The sequence below is a fragment of the Leclercia sp. M50 genome (assembly GCF_037150775.1).
In the GTDB taxonomy this organism is placed as follows: domain Bacteria; phylum Pseudomonadota; class Gammaproteobacteria; order Enterobacterales; family Enterobacteriaceae; genus Enterobacter.
In genome coordinates this window covers 1-20543 of the sequence record NZ_JBBCPK010000049.1, presented here as the reverse complement: position 1 = coordinate 20543, position 20543 = coordinate 1, and the positions used below count along the sequence as shown (strand labels likewise).

The window sequence follows — 20543 nt, the reverse complement described above, 5'->3', positions numbered from 1 at the left end:
CTATCCCAACCCGCTTTAGCCTCGTTATCGTATCATCTTCAGGAGTCAGAACATGTTCTCACGGCAGTCTCGCCTGCGCCACGCTGTAGCGGACACATTTGCAATGGTGGTCTACTGTTCGGTGGTGAACATGCTGATTGAAATATTCCTCTCCGGAATGACCTTTGAGCAGTCACTTTCTTCACGTCTGGTCGCCGTGCCGGTGAACATCCTTATTGCATGGCCGTACGGTTTCTACCGCGATGCGGTGATGCGTTTTGCCCGCCGCTATTCATCTACTGGCTGGATGAAAAATCTGGCGGACGTGGTGGCCTATGTTACCTTCCAGTCGCCGGTATATGTCGCCATTTTATTAACGGTGGGCGCAGACTGGCACCAGATCGCCGCTGCTGTAAGCTCGAATATTGTGGTGTCGATGATGATGGGCGCCGTCTACGGCTATTTCCTCGACTACTGCCGACGTCTGTTTAAAGTGAGCCAGTACCAGCAGATCAAGGCCTGAAACACGGCGACTGGCGAAAGCCAGTCGCGTCGTTATTGCGAGTCGCCAAACAGGCCTTTCAGAAAGCGCTCCAGCGCCATGCGGGAACTGAAACCATGCGGAATACCATAATGTTCCTGATTATTGCCCCCTAAATAGAGCGGGAACTGCTGGTAATGGTCGCTGGTTTTCATCTCTGAAGCAGGCTCCGCGAAGGAAAGACTTCTCTCTTTCAACGTCGGATGAATGATCAGCGCAGTGCGCCCCATGCGGGCTTCCCGGTTCACATAAACATAATTATCGCCACGACGATAACCGTATGCTTTTTGTGTTACCACATCCACCGTAAATCCCGCTTTTTCAAGTTCGCGCGCAACCTCATCGGGTCGTAAATACATATTCTTTCCTCGTTATCATTTCCTGCCGGGCAACCTTACCGTATTCAGCATTAGCAGTGCTTTCAGAAAAATCCATAAACGGCCTGATAAGCCGTGACCGGCTTCAGATATTAAAAAGGTGGTCTAAACTGTTTATTACCGCAAATTCAAGGGAGAATTGTATGTTTAGCCGATCAAACCGAAACGACATTGAGGACGATGCTCAGGATATCCATAACGATGTCAGGAAATTAGCGGATACGCTGGAAAGCGTTTTGAAATCCTGGGGTTCAGATGCGAAGGGCGAAGCGGACGACGCCAGACGTAAGGCGCGGTCGCTACTGCGTGAAACCCGTGCGCGCCTTAATGGATGCTCCACCAGCAAACAGTCTGCCTGCGATGCCATAAACTGTGCGAACACCTTTATTCGCGAGAGACCCATGTGTGCGGTAGGTACTGTCGCCGCCGTCGGGATCTTCATCGGTGCGCTGCTCGCCCTGCGTAAGTAACGCCCAACGCCGTACTGTGTTCTTCTACCCCAATGCCCTGCGGTGTTGGGGTTTTTCATTTTTATAAGCCATACCTCCCCTTCCCGTAACAGTTGTTACCGGCAGCAAGCACGCTTGAATTTCCCATATCTTGTGTGGTTGAAAGTTTAGATAACTACATCTAGTATTCCTTTTAGCAAGACAGACTCCTGTGACGCGTTCAATCGCGTTGGACTCCCATTTTAAATGGAAATACTAATCATGCGCATTATTATTTACACTCGCGACAACTGTGTGCAGTGCCATGCCACCAAACGCGCCATGGAGAGCCGGGGCGTGAGCTTCGAACTGGTGAATGTGGATCAGGTTGCCGACGCGGCAGAGAGGCTTAAAGCCCAGGGGTTCCGCCAGTTGCCGGTGGTGGTCGCCGGGGAGATGAGCTGGTCGGGGTTCCGTCCGGACCTGATTAACCGGCTGCCGCAGGCTGCGCAGGCCGCCCGGGCATGAGCCTGCTCGTCTACTTCTCCAGCAGCTCGGAGAACACGCACCGCTTTATCGTGCGCCTCGGGCTGCCCGCCGTGCGGATCCCGCTGAACGAACGGGAGCGCATCCAGGTGGACGAGCCTTTTATTCTGGTGGTGCCCAGCTACGGCGGCGGCGGAACCGCCGGGGCGGTACCGCGCCAGGCGATCCGCTTTCTTAACGATCCCCATAACCGGGGGCTTATCCGCGGGGTGATCGCCGCCGGCAACCGTAATTTCGGCGAGGCCTTCTGCCGCGCCGGGGATGTCATCTCACAAAAGTGCGGCGTGCCGTACCTCTATCGCTTTGAGCTGATGGGGACCCAGCAGGACGTCGACAACGTGCGTAAAGGAGTAAACGAATTTTGGCAACGACAACCACAGAACGCGTGATACAGGGATCGCAGGATTTCCATGCCCTGAACGCCATGCTGAACCTGTACGATGAAGACGGGAAGATCCAGTTCAGCAAAGATCGTGAGGCGGTGGACGCCTTTTTTAATGCCCATGTCCGCCCCAACAGCGTGACCTTTGCCAGCCCGCAGGCGCGTCTGGATTACCTGCTCAGGGAGGGTTACTACGACCCACGGGTGCTGGCGCGCTATGAGAGCAGCGTTGTGCTGGCGCTCTTTGCCCATGCCCATGCCAGCGGTTTTCGTTTCCAGACCTTCCTCGGCGCCTGGAAGTTTTACACCAGCTATACGCTGAAAACCTTCGACGGGAAGCGCTATCTGGAGAGCTTCGAAGATCGGGTGGTAATAGTCGCCCTGACCCTGGCCCAGGGAGATGAAACGCTGGCCCGCCAGCTGACGGACGAGATCCTTTCCGGGCGTTTCCAGCCCGCCACGCCGACCTTCCTCAACGGCGGCAAGGCGCAGCGCGGGGAGCTGGTCTCCTGTTTCCTGCTGCGCATTGAAGACAACATGGAGTCGATTGGCCGGGCGGTCAATTCGGCACTACAACTTTCCAAACGCGGCGGCGGCGTGGCCTTTTTACTCTCGAACCTGCGGGAAGCGGGGGCGCCCATCAAGCGCATCGAGAACCAGTCCTCCGGGGTGATCCCGGTGATGAAGATGCTGGAGGATGCCTTCTCCTACGCCAACCAGCTTGGCGCGCGCCAGGGGGCCGGGGCGGTCTATCTTCATGCCCATCACCCGGACATCATGCGTTTTCTTGATACCAAACGCGAAAACGCCGACGAAAAAATTCGCATCAAAACCCTCTCCCTTGGGGTGGTGATCCCGGATATCACCTTCCGGCTGGCAAAAGAGAATGCCGATATGGCGCTCTTCTCCCCCTACGACGTGGAACGCATCTACGGTAAGCCGTTTGGCGATGTGGCGGTGAGCGAGCTGTATGACGAGATGGTGGCGGATACGCGGATCCGCAAAAAAAACCTCAACGCCCGGGAGTTCTTCCAGCGGCTGGCCGAGATCCAGTTTGAGTCCGGCTATCCCTACATCATGTACGAGGACACGGTCAACCGCGCCAGCCCCATTGCCGGGCGCATCAATATGAGCAACCTCTGCTCGGAGATTTTGCAGGTTAACAGCCCTTCAACCTATGACGAGAATCTGGACTACGCCCGTATCGGGCACGATATCTCCTGCAATCTGGGCTCGCTGAATATTGCCCATACCATGGACTCGCCGGACTTTGGCCGCACCGTTGAAACCGCGGTGCGCGGCCTGTCGGCAGTGTCGGAGATGAGCCACATCCGCAGCGTGCCGTCGGTGGAGGCCGGGAATGCCGCCTCGCACGCCATTGGGCTGGGGCAGATGAATCTGCACGGCTATCTGGCGCGGGAGGGCATTGCCTACGGCAGCCCGGAGGGGCTGGATTTCACCAACCTCTACTTCTACACCATCACCTGGCACGCGCTGAACACCTCAATGATGCTGGCCCGTGAAAAAGGGCAGCGATTCGCCGGTTTTGCGCAGTCGCGTTACGCCAGCGGAGAGTACTTTAACCTGTACCTCAGCGGCGACTGGCAGCCAAAAACGGAAAAAGTGCGGGCGCTGTTTGCCCGCGCCGGGGTCCGCCTGCCAACAAGGGCGATGTGGCAACAGTTGCGCGACGACGTGATGCGCTACGGCATCTACAACCAGAATCTGCAGGCGGTACCGCCCACCGGGTCGATCTCGTACATCAACCATGCCACCTCAAGCATTCACCCGATTGTGTCGAAAATCGAGATCCGCAAAGAGGGGAAAACCGGGCGCGTCTACTACCCTGCCCCGTTTATGACGAATGAGAATCTGGACCTCTATCAGGATGCTTATGAAATCGGCCCGGAAAAAATTATCGATACCTACGCCGAGGCGACAAAACATGTCGATCAGGGGCTGTCGCTGACGCTCTTCTTCCCGGACACCGCCACCACCCGCGACATCAACAAAGCGCAGATCTATGCGTGGAAGAAAGGGATCAAGACCCTGTACTACATTCGCCTGCGCCAGCTTGCGCTGGAAGGCACCGAAACAGAAGGCTGCGTGTCCTGCGCGCTGTAAGGAGAGAGCATGAAACTGTCCCGGGTTCACGCCATTAACTGGAACAAGATTGAAGATGACAAAGATCTGGAGGTATGGAACCGCCTGACCAGCAACTTCTGGCTACCGGAAAAGGTGCCGCTGTCGAACGACGTTCCGACGTGGCAGACCTTAAGCCACGAAGAGCAGCAGGTCACTATCCGCGTCTTTACCGGCCTGACCCTGCTCGACACGGTGCAGAACACGGTGGGCGCACCGTCGCTGATTGACGATGCGCTGACCCCGCACGAAGAGGCGGTGATGTCGAATATCAGCTTTATGGAGGCGGTGCATGCCCGCTCCTACAGCTCCATCTTCTCGACGCTTTGTCAGACCAAAGATGTGGATGCCGCGTACCGCTGGAGCGAAGAGAGCGTTGCGTTGCAGCATAAAGCCCAGCGGGTACTGGAACATTACCGCGCCGACGAACCGCTGAAGAAGAAGATCCCCAGCGTCTTTCTGGAGTCGTTCCTCTTCTACTCCGGTTTCTGGCTGCCGATGTACTGGTCGAGCCGGGGTAAGCTCACCAATACCGCGGATCTGATTCGCCTGATCATCCGGGATGAGGCCGTACATGGCTATTATATTGGCTATAAGTATCAGAAAGGGCTGGAGAAAGTTAGCGAGGCCGAACGCGAGGCGTTAAAAGACTTTGCGCTGGATCTCCTGATGGATCTGTATGATAACGAGCTGAACTATACCGACGAGCTCTATGCCGGAACGGGCTGGGAGGAGGAGGTGAAAGCGTTCCTCTGCTACAACGCCAACAAAGCGTTAATGAACCTCGGCTACGAGGCGCTCTTCCCGCCGGAAATGGCGGAGGTTAATCCGGCGATCCTCGCCGCGCTCTCGCCGAACAGTGACGAAAACCATGACTTTTTCTCCGGGTCGGGATCGTCCTATGTCATGGGAAAAACGGTGGAGACAGAAGACCAGGACTGGGATTTTTAAGTAAAATTAATCGGCTTTGAATGTGAAATATATCACTTAATGTCTGACAAATATCTCTTCGTGATCTACGCTGTAATTCTCCGGTCATATTCGCCTGAATCATAAGAATTCAGGCGAAATTTCCCATCCGCACGGTAAAAATCTCAAAAAAATTCATTTCCCGCTCAGCCCTTATCTCATGGGAAATTGAGCGATATTCTCCGCATGCAAACCACGGCAAAATTCATGCCACAAGCGCCGCAAGGGTTGTCTCAGATTCTGAGTATGTTAGGGTATGGCCTGCTTATTATTTCACTGGTAACGCTATCGATTTAAATAAATAACGGGACATTCTTTATTGCATGGCAATTAAATTAGAAGTTAAAAACCTCTACAAAGTATTTGGCGAGCACCCGCAGAGGGCTTTCAAATATATTGAAAAAGGTCTCTCAAAAGAACAAATTCTGGAAAAAACCGGGCTATCGCTTGGCGTTAAAGACGCCAGTCTGGCCATTGAAGAAGGCGAGATATTTGTCATCATGGGATTATCCGGTTCGGGTAAATCCACTATGGTTCGCCTTCTCAATCGCCTGATTGAACCCACCCGCGGGCAGGTGCTGATTGACGGCGTCGATATCGCCAAAATATCAGACGCCGAGCTTCGCGAGGTGCGCAGAAAAAAGATCGCGATGGTGTTTCAGTCATTCGCCCTGATGCCGCATATGACGGTGTTAAATAACACTGCCTTCGGCATGGAATTAGCCGGCGTACCGGCCAATGAGCGCCAGGAAAAAGCGCTGGATGCGCTGCGTCAGGTGGGGCTGGAAAATTACGCCCACGCATATCCGGATGAACTTTCCGGCGGGATGCGCCAGCGCGTAGGATTAGCCCGCGCATTAGCGATCAACCCCGATATATTATTAATGGACGAAGCCTTCTCGGCCCTCGATCCATTAATTCGCACCGAGATGCAGGACGAGCTGGTAAAACTGCAATCCCGGCATCAGCGCACCATTGTCTTTATTTCCCATGACCTCGATGAAGCCATGCGAATTGGCGATCGTATTGCCATTATGCAAAACGGCGAAGTGGTTCAGGTGGGTACTCCGGACGAAATTCTCAATAATCCGGCAAATGATTATGTCCGCACCTTCTTCCGCGGCGTGGATATTAGCCAGGTGTTTAGCGCCAAAGATATTGCCCGCCGCACGCCAAACGGCATTATCCGTAAAACGCCAGGGTTCGGCCCGCGCTCGGCGCTGAAGCTGCTGCAGGATGAGGACCGTGAATATGGTTATCTGGTTGAACGCGGCAATAAATTTGTCGGCGTGGTCTCCATCGACTCCCTGAAAACCGCCCTCGGCGAAGGTCAGGGGATCGATGCGGCGTTAATCGACGCGCCACTTGCTGTGGACGCCGAAACGCCGCTCAGCGAGTTGCTCTCTCACGTTGGCCAGGCGCCCTGCGCGGTGCCGGTGGTTGGAGAGGAACAACAGTACGTCGGCATCATTTCAAAACGCATGCTGCTGCAGGCTTTAGATCGCGAGGGGGCAAACAATGGCTGATCAATCTAACCCGTGGGGTACTACAGAGGCGGCGGACAGCGCGGCGCAATCCGCTGACGCGTGGGGTTCTTCTACGCCAGCACCCACCGACGGCGGTGGCGCTGACTGGCTGACCAGCGCCCCTGCGCCTGCGCCAGAACATTTCAATATTATGGACCCGTTCCATAAGACCCTGATCCCGCTCGACAGCTGGGTGACGGAGGGGATCGACTGGGTAGTGACCCACTTCCGCCCGGTCTTCCAGGGGATCCGCGTCCCGGTGGACTACATCCTCAACGGCTTCCAGCAGCTGATGCTGGGGATGCCGGCTCCGGTCGCCATCGTGCTCTTCTCGCTGATCGCCTGGCAGTTTGGCAGCGCGGGGATGGGGATCGCCACGTTGATCTCGCTGATCGCCATCGGCGCCATTGGCGCGTGGTCCCAGGCGATGATCACCCTGGCGCTGGTACTGACCGCCCTGCTCTTCTGCGTGGTGATCGGCCTGCCGATGGGGATCTGGCTGGCGCGCAGCCCGCGGGCAGCGAAAATTATTCGCCCACTGCTGGATGCGATGCAGACCACCCCGGCGTTTGTCTACCTGGTGCCTATCGTGATGCTTTTCGGCATCGGCAACGTGCCGGGCGTGGTGGTGACCATTATCTTCGCCCTGCCGCCGATTGTGCGTCTGACCATTCTGGGCATCAACCAGGTGCCGGCTGACCTTATCGAGGCCTCGCGCTCGTTTGGCGCCAGCCCGCGTCAGATGCTGTTTAAAGTTCAGCTGCCGCTGGCGATGCCCACCATTATGGCGGGCGTAAACCAGACCCTGATGCTGGCCCTGTCGATGGTGGTGATCGCCTCGATGATCGCCGTGGGCGGTCTGGGCCAGATGGTGCTGCGCGGGATTGGTCGTCTCGATATGGGGCTGGCCACCGTCGGTGGCGTCGGGATCGTGATCCTCGCCATTATCCTTGACCGCCTGACCCAGGCTGTCGGTCGTGATGCACGCAGTCGCGGCAACCGTCGCTGGTATAACACCGGCCCTGTCGGGTTGCTTACCCGCCCATTCACAACGTCTAAATAAGGAACAACGATGCGACATAGCGTACTTTTTGCCACAGCGTTTGCCACCCTTGCCTCCACCAGCGCATTCGCTGCCGACCTGCCGGGCACCGGTATTACCGTGCAACCGGTCCAGAGCACCATCTCCGAAGAGTCATTCCAGACCGGGCTGGTCAGCCGCGCGCTGGAGAAGCTGGGCTATACGGTCAATAAACCCAGCGAAGTGGATTACAACGTCGGCTATACCTCTATTGCCTCGGGGGATGCCACCTTTACTGCCGTCAACTGGCAGCCGCTGCATGACGACATGTACACCGCCGCGGGCGGCGACAAAAAGTTCTACCGTGAAGGGACCTTTGTCTCCGGTGCGGCTCAGGGTTACCTGATCGACAAGAAAACCGCCGATCAGTACCACATCACCAATATTGAGCAGCTGAAAGATCCGAAGATTGCGAAGCTGTTCGATACCAACGGGGACGGCAAAGCCGACATGATGGGCTGCTCGCCGGGCTGGGGCTGTGAGGCGGTGATTAACCATCAGAACAAAGCCTTCGACCTGGCAAAAACGGTGGAGGTGAGTCACGGCAACTACTCTGCGATGATGGCGGACACTATTGCCCGCTTTAAAGAGGGTAAACCGGTCATCTATTACACCTGGACGCCATACTGGGTAAGCGACGTACTGAAGCCGGGTAAAGATGTGGTCTGGCTGCAGGTGCCGTTCTCCTCTCTGCCGGGCGAGCAGAAGGATATCGACACCAAACTGCCTAACGGCATGAACTACGGCTTCCCGGTGAATACCATGCACATTGTGGCCAACAAAGCCTGGGCTGAGAAAAACCCGGCAGCGGCGAAGCTCTTCTCGGTCATGAAGCTGCCGCTGGCGGACATCAACGCGCAGAACGCGATGATGCATGCCGGCAAGTCATCTGAGGCCGATGTTCAGGGTCATATCGATGGCTGGATCAAAGCCCACCAGCAGCAGTTTGATGCATGGGTAAATGAAGCCCTGGCGGCACAGAAGTAACGCTACTCTGCTCCTCTCTCCCGGAGAGGGGAGCAGACCGCACGATCCATCACTCAACAACTCCCCGCCTCCTCTCTTCATCCGTTATTATGGTTTACGAAAAAATAATCACTTAACTAATGATTTCGAAACCAAATGACAAAAACACCTCAGGGGCTTAGCCCCGCACTTATTCTGCTGATGTCAGTGGCAACCGGTCTGGCGGTCGCCAGCAATTACTATGCGCAACCCCTGCTGGAAACCATCGCCCGCAACTTCTCGCTCTCGGCAAGCTCAGCCGGTTTTATCGTTACCGCCGCCCAGCTGGGATACGCTGTGGGTCTGCTGTTCCTCGTCCCGTTGGGGGATATGTTTGAACGCCGGGCGATGATTGTCTCCATGACGCTGCTGGCCGCGGGCGGGATGTTGATCACCGCCTCCAGCCAGTCGCTTAGCATGATGATCCTCGGCACCGCCCTGACCGGTCTCTTCTCGGTGGTGGCGCAGATTCTGGTGCCCCTCGCCGCCACCCTCGCCTCGCCGGATAAGCGCGGTAAGGTGGTCGGCACCATTATGAGCGGCCTGCTGCTGGGGATTTTACTGGCGCGTACCGTTGCGGGCTTACTGGCGGGTATCGGCGGCTGGCGCACCGTCTACTGGGTCGCCTCGGTGCTGATGGTGGTGATGGCGCTGGCGCTGTGGCGCGGCCTGCCGAAGGTGAAGTCAGAAACCCATCTCAACTATCCTCAGCTGCTGGGCTCCGTCTTTAGCCTGTTCACAAAGGACAAACTGCTGCGTACACGGGCGTTGCTTGGCTGTTTCACCTTCGCCAACTTCAGTATTCTCTGGACCTCAATGGCCTTCCTGCTGGCCGCCCCGCCGTTTAACTATTCCGAAGGGGTGATCGGCCTGTTTGGCCTGGCGGGGGCTGCCGGTGCGCTGGGCGCACGTCCTGCGGGAGGGCTGGCGGACAAGGGCAAATCGCACCTCACCACCACCGCCGGTCTGGTGATGCTGCTGCTTTCCTGGGCAGCAATCTGGTACGGACATGTCTCGGTGCTGGCGCTGATTATCGGCATCCTGGTGCTCGACCTGACCGTGCAGGGGGTGCATATCACCAACCAGACCGTGATTTACCGCGTCAAGCCGGATGCCCGTAACCGCCTGACGGCCGGGTATATGACCAGCTACTTTATCGGCGGTGCGGCCGGGTCGCTCATTTCGGCCTCGGCGTGGCAGCATGCCGGCTGGACGGGCGTGTGTGCGGTCGGGTCGGTGATGGCGCTGCTTAACCTGCTGGTCTGGTGGCGCGGTTATCACCGTCAGGAGGCTATTCAATAAGGTTTACATAAGTTTGGGGCTCTCAGGGTGTTAAGGAGCCCCTCAGTCTGTTAAGGTACGCAATCATTTATACCAAAAATTTTTATGTGGGTAATATATTAGAATACCGCATGAATAGCTTACGCCTGATGACTCATCCCCGTTTTGCCAGCGCCACCCCCTCTTTTCTGTGCTTACCGGGTCACGGATCAACCCGGCTCTTGATGACAGTGAAATTCGCCTTGTGGATTTTATCCGCACAAATAATTCATTTACATTATTTGTCACTGTCGTTACTATATCGGCTGTAATTAATGAGGTTATGCCCAAATGGATAGTTCGTTTACGCCCATTGAACAAATGCTTAAATTTCGCGCCAGTCGCTATGCAGATTTCCCATATCAGGAGATCCTGTTAACGCGTCTCTGCATGCACATGCAGGGTAAGCTGCTGGAAAATCGCAATAAAATGCTGAAAGCTCAAGGGATTAACGAGACGTTATTTATGGCGTTGATTACGCTGGAGTCTCAGGAAAATCACAGCATTCAGCCTTCGGAACTGAGTTGCGCGCTGGGTTCGTCCCGTACCAATGCGACCCGTATTGCCGATGAGCTTGAAAAACGTGGCTGGATTGAGCGCCGCGAAAGTGACAACGACCGCCGTTGTCTGCACCTGCAACTGACCGAGAAAGGTCACGAATTCCTGCGCGAGGTGCTTCCACCTCAGCACAACTGCCTGCATCAACTCTGGTCGTCTTTAAGTAACGCAGAGAAAGATCAGCTCGAGCATATCACCCGTAAGCTGCTCACCCGTCTGGACCAGATGGATGAAGATGGCGCTGTTCTTGAGGCGCTGCGCTAACGCGACGACACGCTCCAAAATCCAGATTAATAAGAAAACCGTCAGGCCAGCATCTCATCGTGCTGGCCTTTCTGATAACAGGTCGGCTCAGCCGATGTGAAATAATAAGATCGTGGAGAACAACATGAGCGCAAATGCGGAGAACACAACCCCGCAGCAACCGGTCAACAAGAAAGGCAAACGCAAGCGCGCCCTTCTGCTGCTGACCTTGCTCTTTATTATCATTGCCGTGGCATATGGGATCTATTGGTTTTTAGTACTGCGTCATAGTGAAGAGACGGATGACGCGTACGTGGCAGGGAACCAGGTTCAGATTATGGCGCAGGTGTCGGGCAGCGTGACGAAAGTCTGGGCTGACAATACCGACTTTGTGCAAAAAGGTGATGTGCTGGTAACGCTCGATCCGACCGATGCCCAGCAGGCGTTTGAAAAAGCGCAGACTGAGCTGGCCTCGAGTGTACGTCAGACCCGCCAGCTGATGATCAACAGCAAACAGCTGCAGGCCAATATTGACGTGCAGAAAACCGCCCTCGCTCAGGCCCAGAGCGACCTCAATCGTCGCGTCCCGCTGGGTTCGGCCAACCTGATTGGCCGCGAAGAGCTGCAACACGCCCGTGACGCGGTCGCCAGCGCGCAGGCCCAGTTGGATGTGGCCCTTCAGCAATATAATGCCAATCAGGCGATCGTGCTGAATACCACGCTCGACCAACAACCGGCGGTAAAACAGGCGGCGACCGAAGTCCGTAACGCCTGGCTGGCGCTGCAGCGTACTAAAATCGTCAGCCCGATGACCGGCTACGTTTCCCGTCGTTCCGTGCAGCCTGGCGCGCAGATCACCTCCTCCACCCCGCTGATGGCGGTGGTGCCGGCAACCAACCTGTGGATTGACGCCAACTTCAAAGAGACCCAGCTGGCGCATATGCGTATCGGCCAGACCGCTACGGTCGTCAGCGACATCTACGGCGACGACGTAAAGTACACCGGCAAAGTGGTGGGGCTGGATATGGGGACCGGCAGCGCCTTCTCGCTGCTGCCTGCGCAGAACGCCACCGGGAACTGGATCAAAGTGGTTCAGCGTCTGCCGGTGCGTATCGAGCTGGATGAGAAACAGCTGGCGGACCATCCGCTGCGTATTGGCCTCTCCACGCTGGTGACGGTGGACACCTCCAACCGTGACGGCCAGATGCTGGCAAACCAGGCACGTTCGAACCCGGCCTACGAAAGTAATGCTCGTGAGATCAGCCTTGAGCCGGTGAATAAACTGATCGATGAGATCGTGAAGGCAAACGCCGGTTAATCCGAAGGTGAGCGTTATGCAGCAGCAAAAACCGCAAAAACCGTTGGAAGGGGCGCAGCTGGTCATCATGACCATTGCGCTTTCGCTGGCGACATTCATGCAGGTGCTGGACTCCACCATCGCGAACGTGGCGATCCCGACCATCGCCGGGAACCTTGGCTCTTCCCTGAGCCAGGGGACATGGGTGATCACCTCGTTCGGGGTGGCGAATGCGATCTCCATCCCGATTACCGGCTGGCTGGCGAAGCGCGTCGGGGAAGTGAAACTGTTCCTCTGGTCAACGATCGCTTTCGTGCTGGCTTCCTGGGCGTGTGGCGTCTCCACCAGCCTGAACATGCTGATCTTCTTCCGTGTGATCCAGGGGATTGTGGCCGGACCGTTGATCCCGCTGTCGCAAAGTCTGCTTCTGAACAACTACCCGCCTGCCAAGCGCTCTATTGCGCTGGCGCTGTGGTCGATGACGGTGATTGTCGCCCCGATCTGCGGCCCGATTCTGGGCGGTTATATCAGCGATAACTATCACTGGGGCTGGATCTTCTTTATCAACGTGCCGATTGGCGCCCTGGTGGTACTGCTGACCCTGCAGTCGCTGCGTGGCCGCGAAACCCGCACTGAACAGCGGCGGATTGATGGCGTGGGGTTGGCGCTACTGGTGCTGGGCATCGGTAGCCTGCAGATCATGCTCGACCGCGGGAAAGAGCTGGACTGGTTCGCCTCGCAGGAGATCATCGTTCTGACTGTTGTGGCGGTGGTGGCGCTCAGCTTCCTGATTGTCTGGGAGCTGACGGACGACAATCCGATAGTCGATTTGTCGCTATTTAAATCACGCAACTTCACCATAGGGTGTTTGTGTATCAGCCTTGCCTACATGCTTTACTTTGGCGCCATTGTTCTGCTGCCGCAGCTGTTGCAGGAGGTGTACGGGTATACCGCCACCTGGGCAGGGCTGGCGTCGGCGCCGGTCGGGGTGATCCCGGTCCTGCTGTCGCCGATCATCGGCCGCTTCGCCCATAAGCTGGATATGCGACGCCTGGTGACCTTCAGCTTCATCATGTATGCGGTGTGCTTCTACTGGCGCGCCTATACCTTTGAACCGGGCATGGACTTTGGCGCCTCCGCGTGGCCGCAGTTCATTCAGGGGTTTGCAGTGGCCTGCTTCTTTATGCCACTGACCACCATCACCCTCTCCGGTCTGCCGCCGGAAAGGATGGCGGCGGCGTCCAGCCTGTCGAACTTTATGCGTACGCTGGCGGGCTCTATCGGCACCTCGATGACGACAACCATGTGGACCAACCGGGAGTCGTTGCACCATGCGCAGCTGACCGAGTCGGTGAACGTGTTCAATCCGCAGGCGCAGGAGATGTACAGCCAGCTGCAGGGAATGGGCATGACCGAGCAACAGGCATCCGGGTGGATAGCACAGCAGATCACCGCCCAGGGGCTGATAATCTCGGCCAACGAGATCTTCTGGCTGTCGGCAGGCGTGTTCATTGTGTTACTGGGGCTGATCTGGTTCGCTAAACCGCCGTTTGGGGCGGGAGGCGGAGGGGGCGGCGCCCACTGACGCGTTTGGCTGAAAAGAAAAACGGATCTGCATGCAGATCCGTTTTTTTATGGCCGCGGTTACGGCTACTTAATGCCAATAATTTTAATCGTAATGATCGAGACTGTACCTGGCGGTACAAAACCGGGTACACCCGACTCACCATATGCCTGCTTCGCCGGGATATGGATTTTTGCTTCTCCACCCAGCCCCAGCTTTTTCACTACCGTCTGGAACAGCGGCGGTAAATCCTTAACCCGGCTGGCACGAATTTCATTCTTAGACATGACTTTACCGGTGCCGAGCACTTCATCGATTTCGGTCATGATTTCGTTTGTGTCGTTGATCAGGGGAGCCTCACCTTTTTTAATCACCCTGTAGACAGCACCATCTGGTAGCCGCTTAGCCCCTTTCTCCTTCGCCGCCTTTGCCATGATCGCTTTACTCTGCTTCTCATTTTCACTTTGCGTCGCGACAAACTGCTTTTTCTGTAACTGATCCAGTGCCGTCAGCTCTTTTGAAAGCGTAGCCTCTTCCAGCTGAAGCTTGTTAGTCACCTTATCGTTAAAGCCCTGCATAAAGGCGCCCAGATCGAACTTTTTACTCAGACCGTCCAGCTTGGCTTTCTCACGCTCTGCCGCATCGCCATACCAGGCACCGATTGCGTAGCTGGTCTTCGTATCTTTTGACGCAGTCTTATCAATCTTCACCTGCTGGACAGGCACAACGTCTTTTCCTGCTTGAGCCTGAGTCTCCTTTAACTTTTGGTTTTCGGCCGTCAGCGCTGCCAGAGAGCTACTTTGCGTTTTGTATTGTTCCTCAAGCGAGGCGTTTTGCGTCTGTAGCGCTGCCAGCTGCTTTTTCAGTTCCGCGGTCTCTTTACCTGCGTTCGCCAGCTGGACACTGCTCTTCTCTTTCTCAATACCCGTATTGCTTTTATGTAAAGAGAGCAGGGATTCCTGAGAAGCGATAACTTTTTTGGCGTCCTCAAGCTGCTTCAGCACAATATCGGATTTCGTTTTTTCGCTGTTGAACTGCTTTTCCTGTTCAGCCAGTCGGGTTTCCAGCGTCGCTTTTTGCAGATTCAGTGTCGACAGCTGCGCTTTTAACGTATCGATCTCTTTAGCCACGTCGGTGCTTTTATCACCGCTCGCTTTAAGAGTAGCCAGCTGCGCATCCAGTGCCTGCCGCTGCGCCTGCAGCTCTGCCAGCTGTTTGGTCATGACGGCATTTTTCTCGCGCGTCTCTTTCAATGCTACCAGCTCTGTTTCCAGCGCGTGTTTCTGCGTCTTAACGTCTTTCAACTCGTTGATCAGCGCAGCGCTTTTTTCATCGGCTGCTTTGAGTGCAGCAAGTTGGGTTTCCAGCGCCTTTTTTTGCGCCTGCAGATCGGTCAGCTCTTTGGTGAGCGTCGCATTTTTCTCCATGGCCTGTTGCAGCGTCGTCAGTTGCGTTTCCAGCGCTTTCTTCTGCATTTGCAGGTCGGTCAGCTCTTTGGTGAGCTTCTCTTTCTCGCTCCCGGCGTTGCTTTTTTGCATTGCCAACAGTGACTCCTGAGAGGCGAGAACTTTTTTGGTATCTTCAAGCTGGCTTTGCGCAATGGCGGATTTCGCCTTTTCACTGTTGAACTGTTTCTCCAGATCGGCCAGCCGTTTTTCCAGCGCGGTTTTTTGTTGGTTCTGTGTAGATAGCTGCGCTTTCAGGGCATCGACCTCGCCCGTCAGGACAGTGCTCTTTTCAGTGTGAGTTTTAAGGGAGGCTAGCTGGGTATCCAGCGCACTTTTCTGTGCCTGGAGGTCGGTCAGCTGTTTGGTCAGCGCGTCACGCTGCGCGTCAGCTTTACGCAGTTGTTCCGCCAGTTCCGCGTTTTTTTGCTTCTCAATGTCAGCAGACTTTGGCAGTGCCGCAACGAGGCTTTCGACAGCAAGTTTTTGCGCACTGCCATCGGGTTGCGGTTTAAGCCGGGCAAGCGCCTGCTCCTTTTCCGCGACGCGATCCTTTTCATGGGCAACGGCCTGTTCCAGAGAAGCTTTCTCGCTTTCTACAACGTTCAGCTGTTTATGTAACGCGGTAATGGTGGAATTGGCCTGACGAAGCGCCTCGGTCAGACGAGAAATTTTCGCCGGGTCTACCCCGGCAGCCTTGTTATTTTTAACGGCACTGGCGCGGGATACCGGACCTGCAGGCTTACTTGTCTGCGATTGGGGGGGATTCGCTGCCGCATTCTGTATTGTTGTAGCGGTTTCAGCGGCATTAAAAGGGTTAGCTCCCCTCTGTCCGATAATTTTTTCGTCATCCAGACGCTTTAATAAATCCGTTCCATCGGCAAACGCCTTTCCGCCTGATAATAACAATCCGCAGTACAATGCTGCGCTAAAAATTTTATTCATAACTTATTCATTTCATTAGCACGGTTCATCATGTTGGTATAAACCGTATTACGGATCCTTACGCATACCAGCGACAGTTTTTTATTAATTTCGGTGAGCATAACCTCCGAAGCGTTGCCATCTACCAGAGACTTATTCGATTCGTATACTTTATAGTTTTTATTAATATTATCGAACTGCTTACGGTAGGTTTCATAGGCTACAGGATCGAGCTTCTGTAACGCCGAGAACTCCTGATAGCACTGCACTTCCTGCTTACGCTCCGCGGGCGATTTCGCGATAGGCGTTGTTACGTTTTTAGTTGCGCACGCAGACAAAAAAAGAGCAGAAAAAAGGATTGTGGCACCTGACAAATAAACTTTCATAAATCCCTCTGATTTTTATCCATTCCATGAAATATCAACGCATCCATAATTATAATGAATGCGTATTAATACATCATCCATAGAAATAATATATAACTAACCAGCATGCGTTGGCTGCAATAATAGTCACAAAGAGAGGGATGTACAACGAGAGATGAATTTTTAGGAATTTATAAATAAACAAGGCAGAAGGGAGTGAAATTACCCAGCTCACGCTTAGTTGGGAGCTGGGTAATAAACTAGATGTGCAGTTCCTGCAACTTCTCTTTTGGCAGCGCCAGTTCGTCATTGCTGTTGACGCGAACGTCACGCTCAAGGATGTGGCGGGCAATATCCTGGGCTTCTTCCAGAGAGTGCATCTGATATGTACCGCACTGGTAAACGTTGAGCTCCGGGATCTGGTTCTGCTCTTTAACTTTCAGCACATCTTCCATCGCCGCTTTCCACGCATCTGCGACGCGGGTCTCTTCCGGCACCCCAATCAGGCTCATGTAGAACCCGGTACGGCAACCCATAGGCGAGATATCGATAATCTCAACGCCGTTGCCGTTCAGGTGATCGCGCATGAAGCCGGCGAACAGGTGCTCCAGGGTGTGAATGCCTTTTTCCGGCATCACTTCTTTATTCGGTACGCAGAAACGCAGGTCGAATACCGTGATCGTATCGCCATGCGGGGTATGCATGGTCTTCGCAACGCGTACAGCAGGTGCTTCCATACGGGTATGGTCGACAGTAAAGCTATCTAATAACGGCATACGTCACCTCCGATAGTGATTTTTTTTAAAAAAAATGAACTCTTCTTTTCAACGCGCGTCTGAGTATATGAAAGACGCGCATTTGTTATCATCATCCCTGTTCTTCAGAGATGTTATTTTGGCCACAGCGATGTGGCCTTTTTCTTTTCTGTCAGGCCTGTTTCGCCAGAAACTCAGCAAACGACTCTGTATCCGCCGCCTCAATCTCACGCTGACGCACCGTTGACGCTTCGCGTTCAGCAGCGAACTCAGCTTCGGTAAGCACCTCCAGCGGTTCCTGCAGCAGCATATCGCGATACTCCGCCGCAAGTGCACGACCGGTCCCGCCGATGCCCCGATCAATCATAGAACGCAGAATGCGTGCCGAGAACGTTAGCTCAGGATTATCAAAACTTTCGACCAGCTGATCGCAAACCTGCTGATACGCATCGCCACCATAAACGCTGTCCAGTGTCTGGGCGACGCGTTTGAGATCGCGGAACAGATCTTTACCCACCTGTTGCAGCGGGAACTGTGCCGTCTGGCAACCTATGCCCAGCGTCAGGCCAGGTTTGCGCCCTTCAAGGATCACCCGGTTCCAGTTCGTGCGGGTGCAGAGCAGTTCGTCAGCACTCATTTCCGGCGCATCGGCCAGCACGCACCAGACCATAAACAGATCCAGGAAGCGTACCTGCTGCTCGTCCACGCCGATAGGCGAGAACGGGTTGATATCCAGGGAGCGCACTTCGATGTACTCAATCCCACCGCGCTGTAACGCATCCGATGGTGTTTCTCCGCTGCGCGTGACGCGTTTCGGACGGATAGGCGCGTATAGTTCGTTTTCAATCTGTAAAACGTTACTGTTGATTTGCAGGCGCTTACCGTCTTTCTCAAGACCGATCTCTTCGTAGATTTCCGACGGGGTTTTGATCGCCCGCTTCAATCCTGCCACATACTCGTGCAGATCGTTAAACGTAATACCGAGATTGCTTTGCGACTTATTGGTATAACCCAGGTCGCTGAGACGCAGGGAGGTGGCATATGGCAGGTAGTACATACCGCAGTCGGTTTTCTCAAACGGCAGCGTGGTCGGTTTGCCCTGTAGGAAAGAGGAGCAAATCGCCGGAGAAGCCCCAAACAGATACGGGATGACCCAGCCGAAGCGATAGTAGTTACGAATCAGGCGGAAATAGCCTGCGGAGATCGCCTCTTTATCTGTTTCGCCGCACTTCGCCTGCCAGAATGCCATCGGCAAGGAGAAGTTATAGTGCACGCCAGAGATCGTCTGCATCAGCGCGCCATAGCGATTTTTTAATCCTTCGCGATAGAGCGTTTTCAGACGACCGATATTGGACGTGCCGTACTGCGCCAGTTCAATATCCTGCCCCTGCGCGATATAGCACGGCATACTCAGCGGCCACATCCGCTCATCACCCAGATTACGGGCGCTGTAGCGGTGAATGTCACGCATGATTTTCAGCATGTGGTCAATTTCGCCGTCGACCGGCGTAATGAACTCAAGCAGTGCTTCGGCGAAATCAGTAGTGATCCATTTATGGGTCAGCGCCGAACCCAACGCCTGTGGATGGCCTGTCGTTGCGAGACTGCCATCTGCGTTAACGCGCAGCGTTTCGCGCTCAAGACCGCGCTGAATACCCTTCAGTGCCTGAGGGTGGTTTTCCAGCCAGGCCAGTGCCTGTGATACGTCCGGGATCAATTCGACCTCCCGCCTGTCAAAATCATTTCATTTAGCATAATTGTAATGGTTTCTGGTCACAAACAGTCCAATTAGTGCCACCACGTCATACCCTGCAAAGTTGCAACCGCTACAAGAATGTAGCGCAATGCCTTGCCAAGGCATAAAAAAAAGAGCACAGGCCCCCAGGAGATGCGCATCCATCCCGCCAGCAGGCACAGTAAATCACCGATTACCGGCATCCAGCTTAGTAAAAGCGTGGCAGCGCCATAGCGTTTTAGCCAGCCGACTGCCTTTTCCTGCCAGCGCGATTTTTTGCGTAGCGGAAAGAATCGCCCAAGAATAACGTTAGTCAGCCCTCCAAGGCTATTACCCATTGTTGCTATTAACACGAGTAACCACGGCTGACTGACGCCGGACAAGAGCATCGCCACCAGTACCACCTCGGAATTTCCGGGCAGGATCGTGGCGCTTAAAAAACTGCTGGCGAATAATGAGGCGAGTGACAGTGTGTCACTCACAGTAAGCGAACATCCACCGCGGCCATACCGGCATCACGTGCTGCCTGGATACCAAAATCGGCATCTTCAAACACGACACACTTCGCGGGTGGTACGCCCATCAGCTCTGCACAAAGCAGAAAGGTGTCAGGTGCAGGCTTGTGGTTTTTAACGTGATCGGCCGCGACCACGGCAGAGAAATAGTGGCGCAGGTTAAGATGGTTGAGCAGTGCTTCAGCGATAGCGCTTTCACTGCCCGTACCGACGGACATGGGACGTCGCCCGTGCCACGCCTTCACCACCTCGATTAAGGGCAAAGGACGCACGGTGTCCAGCAGCATGGCTTTTACCGCATCGGTTTTTTCACGCGCGAGCAAGTGCGGGTCGAGATCGGCCTGATTCAGCTCAATCACGGCCTGCGCAATACGCCAGGTTGGAGATCCGTTGAGGGCTATCACCGCCTGTAAGTCGAAACGCATACCATAACGACCCAGGACTTCAGTCCAGGCCTGGCGATGCGTTGGCTCAGTGTCGAGGATGGTGCCATCCATATCGAAAATCAAACCGTCATACTGTGCGTACATCGTGCTCTCGCGAAAGGATTACAAAGCGTTACTTTATCGTAAACAAGGGGTTTTGTCGCTGACAGAGAAGATGATTGCTGACGAAACGTCGAAGGAATAAACAATGAGGGAGAAGATGGTGCATCCGGGAGGATTACTCGGCGTTGCCTCGCCCTCCGGGTCGTTGCTGAAGCAACGTTATCCTCCCTGGTGCTGACGATTGATTCGCAGACCATGAAACAACAGCCTGGCTGTTATCTCTGAGAAGATGGTGCATCCGGGAGGATTCGAACCTCCGACCGCTCGGTTCGTAGCCGAGTACTCTATCCAGCTGAGC

Annotated in this window: 20 protein-coding genes; 13 read left to right on the top strand and 7 right to left on the bottom strand. The window is 54.9% G+C overall.

Annotation, left to right across the window (positions count from 1 at the left end; genetic code table 11):
- Nucleotides 1-52 precede the first annotated feature (52 nt).
- A complete protein-coding gene (gene alaE, locus WFM46_RS13330) occupies nucleotides 53-502 on the top strand; it encodes an L-alanine exporter AlaE (RefSeq protein ID WP_103180859.1) in 450 nt (149 codons plus the stop codon).
- Between the two features lie 32 nt (nucleotides 503-534).
- Here the strand turns inward: alaE and WFM46_RS13325 are convergent, their stop codons facing one another.
- On the bottom strand, nucleotides 535-879 hold the full coding sequence (locus tag WFM46_RS13325; RefSeq protein WP_039030004.1) for a DUF2002 family protein: 345 nt from the start codon (nucleotides 877-879) through the stop codon (nucleotides 535-537).
- 161 nt (nucleotides 880-1040) lie between these two features.
- On the opposite strand from WFM46_RS13325, the gene WFM46_RS13320 reads away from it, so the two are divergent.
- The 12 genes from WFM46_RS13320 to emrB all read left to right on the top strand — a co-directional run bounded on the left by WFM46_RS13320 (nucleotide 1041) and on the right by emrB (nucleotide 13979).
- Nucleotides 1041-1367, top strand: coding sequence for a DUF883 family protein (locus tag WFM46_RS13320; protein ID WP_103180860.1), 327 nt, complete (start codon nucleotides 1041-1043; stop codon nucleotides 1365-1367).
- A 240-nt stretch (nucleotides 1368-1607) separates the two neighbouring features.
- A complete protein-coding gene (gene nrdH, locus WFM46_RS13315) occupies nucleotides 1608-1853 on the top strand; it encodes a glutaredoxin-like protein NrdH (RefSeq protein ID WP_180209177.1) in 246 nt (81 codons plus the stop codon).
- Complete coding sequence (gene nrdI / locus WFM46_RS13310; RefSeq protein ID WP_103180862.1) at nucleotides 1850-2260, top strand: class Ib ribonucleoside-diphosphate reductase assembly flavoprotein NrdI; 411 nt, start codon at nucleotides 1850-1852, stop codon at nucleotides 2258-2260. Before nrdH ends, nrdI begins: the two co-directional genes overlap by 4 nt.
- On the top strand, nucleotides 2233-4377 hold the full coding sequence (nrdE, locus tag WFM46_RS13305; protein ID WP_336997799.1) for a class 1b ribonucleoside-diphosphate reductase subunit alpha: 2145 nt from the start codon (nucleotides 2233-2235) through the stop codon (nucleotides 4375-4377). Before nrdI ends, nrdE begins: the two co-directional genes overlap by 28 nt.
- Before the next feature lie 9 nt (nucleotides 4378-4386).
- Nucleotides 4387-5346, top strand: coding sequence for a class 1b ribonucleoside-diphosphate reductase subunit beta (gene nrdF, locus WFM46_RS13300; protein WP_336997798.1), 960 nt, complete (start codon nucleotides 4387-4389; stop codon nucleotides 5344-5346).
- Between the two features lie 341 nt (nucleotides 5347-5687).
- Nucleotides 5688-6890 carry a glycine betaine/L-proline ABC transporter ATP-binding protein ProV gene (gene proV, locus WFM46_RS13295; RefSeq protein WP_114385885.1) on the top strand — a complete coding sequence of 401 codons (1203 nt, stop codon included), beginning with the start codon at nucleotides 5688-5690 and terminating at the stop codon, nucleotides 6888-6890.
- The gene (gene proW, locus WFM46_RS13290; protein WP_103180866.1) at nucleotides 6883-7953 is read left to right on the top strand and encodes a glycine betaine/L-proline ABC transporter permease ProW; all 1071 of its coding nucleotides are present in this window, start codon (nucleotides 6883-6885) and stop codon (nucleotides 7951-7953) included. Before proV ends, proW begins: the two co-directional genes overlap by 8 nt.
- 9 nt (nucleotides 7954-7962) lie before the next feature.
- Complete coding sequence (proX, locus tag WFM46_RS13285) at nucleotides 7963-8958, top strand: glycine betaine/L-proline ABC transporter substrate-binding protein ProX (protein ID WP_156655146.1); 996 nt, start codon at nucleotides 7963-7965, stop codon at nucleotides 8956-8958.
- Between the two features lie 135 nt (nucleotides 8959-9093).
- The gene (locus WFM46_RS13280; protein ID WP_336997797.1) at nucleotides 9094-10278 is read left to right on the top strand and encodes an MFS transporter; all 1185 of its coding nucleotides are present in this window, start codon (nucleotides 9094-9096) and stop codon (nucleotides 10276-10278) included.
- 309 nt (nucleotides 10279-10587) lie between these two features.
- Nucleotides 10588-11118, top strand: coding sequence for a transcriptional repressor MprA (gene mprA, locus WFM46_RS13275; protein ID WP_039029994.1), 531 nt, complete (start codon nucleotides 10588-10590; stop codon nucleotides 11116-11118).
- 124 nt (nucleotides 11119-11242) lie between these two features.
- Nucleotides 11243-12415: a multidrug efflux MFS transporter periplasmic adaptor subunit EmrA gene (emrA, locus tag WFM46_RS13270; protein ID WP_103180870.1), complete on the top strand. Its 1173-nt coding sequence runs from the start codon at nucleotides 11243-11245 to the stop codon at nucleotides 12413-12415.
- Nucleotides 12416-12431: 16 nt separating this feature from the next.
- On the top strand, nucleotides 12432-13979 hold the full coding sequence (emrB, locus tag WFM46_RS13265) for a multidrug efflux MFS transporter permease subunit EmrB (RefSeq protein ID WP_336997796.1): 1548 nt from the start codon (nucleotides 12432-12434) through the stop codon (nucleotides 13977-13979).
- A 65-nt stretch (nucleotides 13980-14044) separates the two neighbouring features.
- Here the strand turns inward: emrB and WFM46_RS13260 are convergent, their stop codons facing one another.
- The 6 genes from WFM46_RS13260 to yqaB form a co-directional block, all read right to left on the bottom strand.
- Entirely contained in the window at nucleotides 14045-16348 is a 2304-nt protein-coding gene (locus tag WFM46_RS13260) for an FKBP-type peptidyl-prolyl cis-trans isomerase N-terminal domain-containing protein (protein WP_336997795.1), read from the bottom strand.
- Nucleotides 16345-16713, bottom strand: a complete 369-nt coding sequence (locus WFM46_RS13255) for a hypothetical protein (RefSeq protein WP_336997794.1) — start codon at nucleotides 16711-16713, stop codon at nucleotides 16345-16347. Before WFM46_RS13255 ends, WFM46_RS13260 begins: the two co-directional genes overlap by 4 nt.
- 239 nt (nucleotides 16714-16952) lie before the next feature.
- The gene (gene luxS / locus WFM46_RS13250) at nucleotides 16953-17468 is read right to left on the bottom strand and encodes an S-ribosylhomocysteine lyase (protein WP_103180875.1); all 516 of its coding nucleotides are present in this window, start codon (nucleotides 17466-17468) and stop codon (nucleotides 16953-16955) included.
- 151 nt (nucleotides 17469-17619) lie between these two features.
- A complete protein-coding gene (gene gshA / locus WFM46_RS13245; RefSeq protein WP_336997793.1) occupies nucleotides 17620-19164 on the bottom strand; it encodes a glutamate--cysteine ligase in 1545 nt (514 codons plus the stop codon).
- Between the two features lie 71 nt (nucleotides 19165-19235).
- Nucleotides 19236-19664, bottom strand: a complete 429-nt coding sequence (locus WFM46_RS13240) for a YqaA family protein (protein WP_103180877.1) — start codon at nucleotides 19662-19664, stop codon at nucleotides 19236-19238.
- On the bottom strand, nucleotides 19661-20227 hold the full coding sequence (gene yqaB / locus WFM46_RS13235) for a fructose-1-phosphate/6-phosphogluconate phosphatase (protein ID WP_180209506.1): 567 nt from the start codon (nucleotides 20225-20227) through the stop codon (nucleotides 19661-19663). Before yqaB ends, WFM46_RS13240 begins: the two co-directional genes overlap by 4 nt.
- Nucleotides 20228-20543 lie beyond the last annotated feature (316 nt).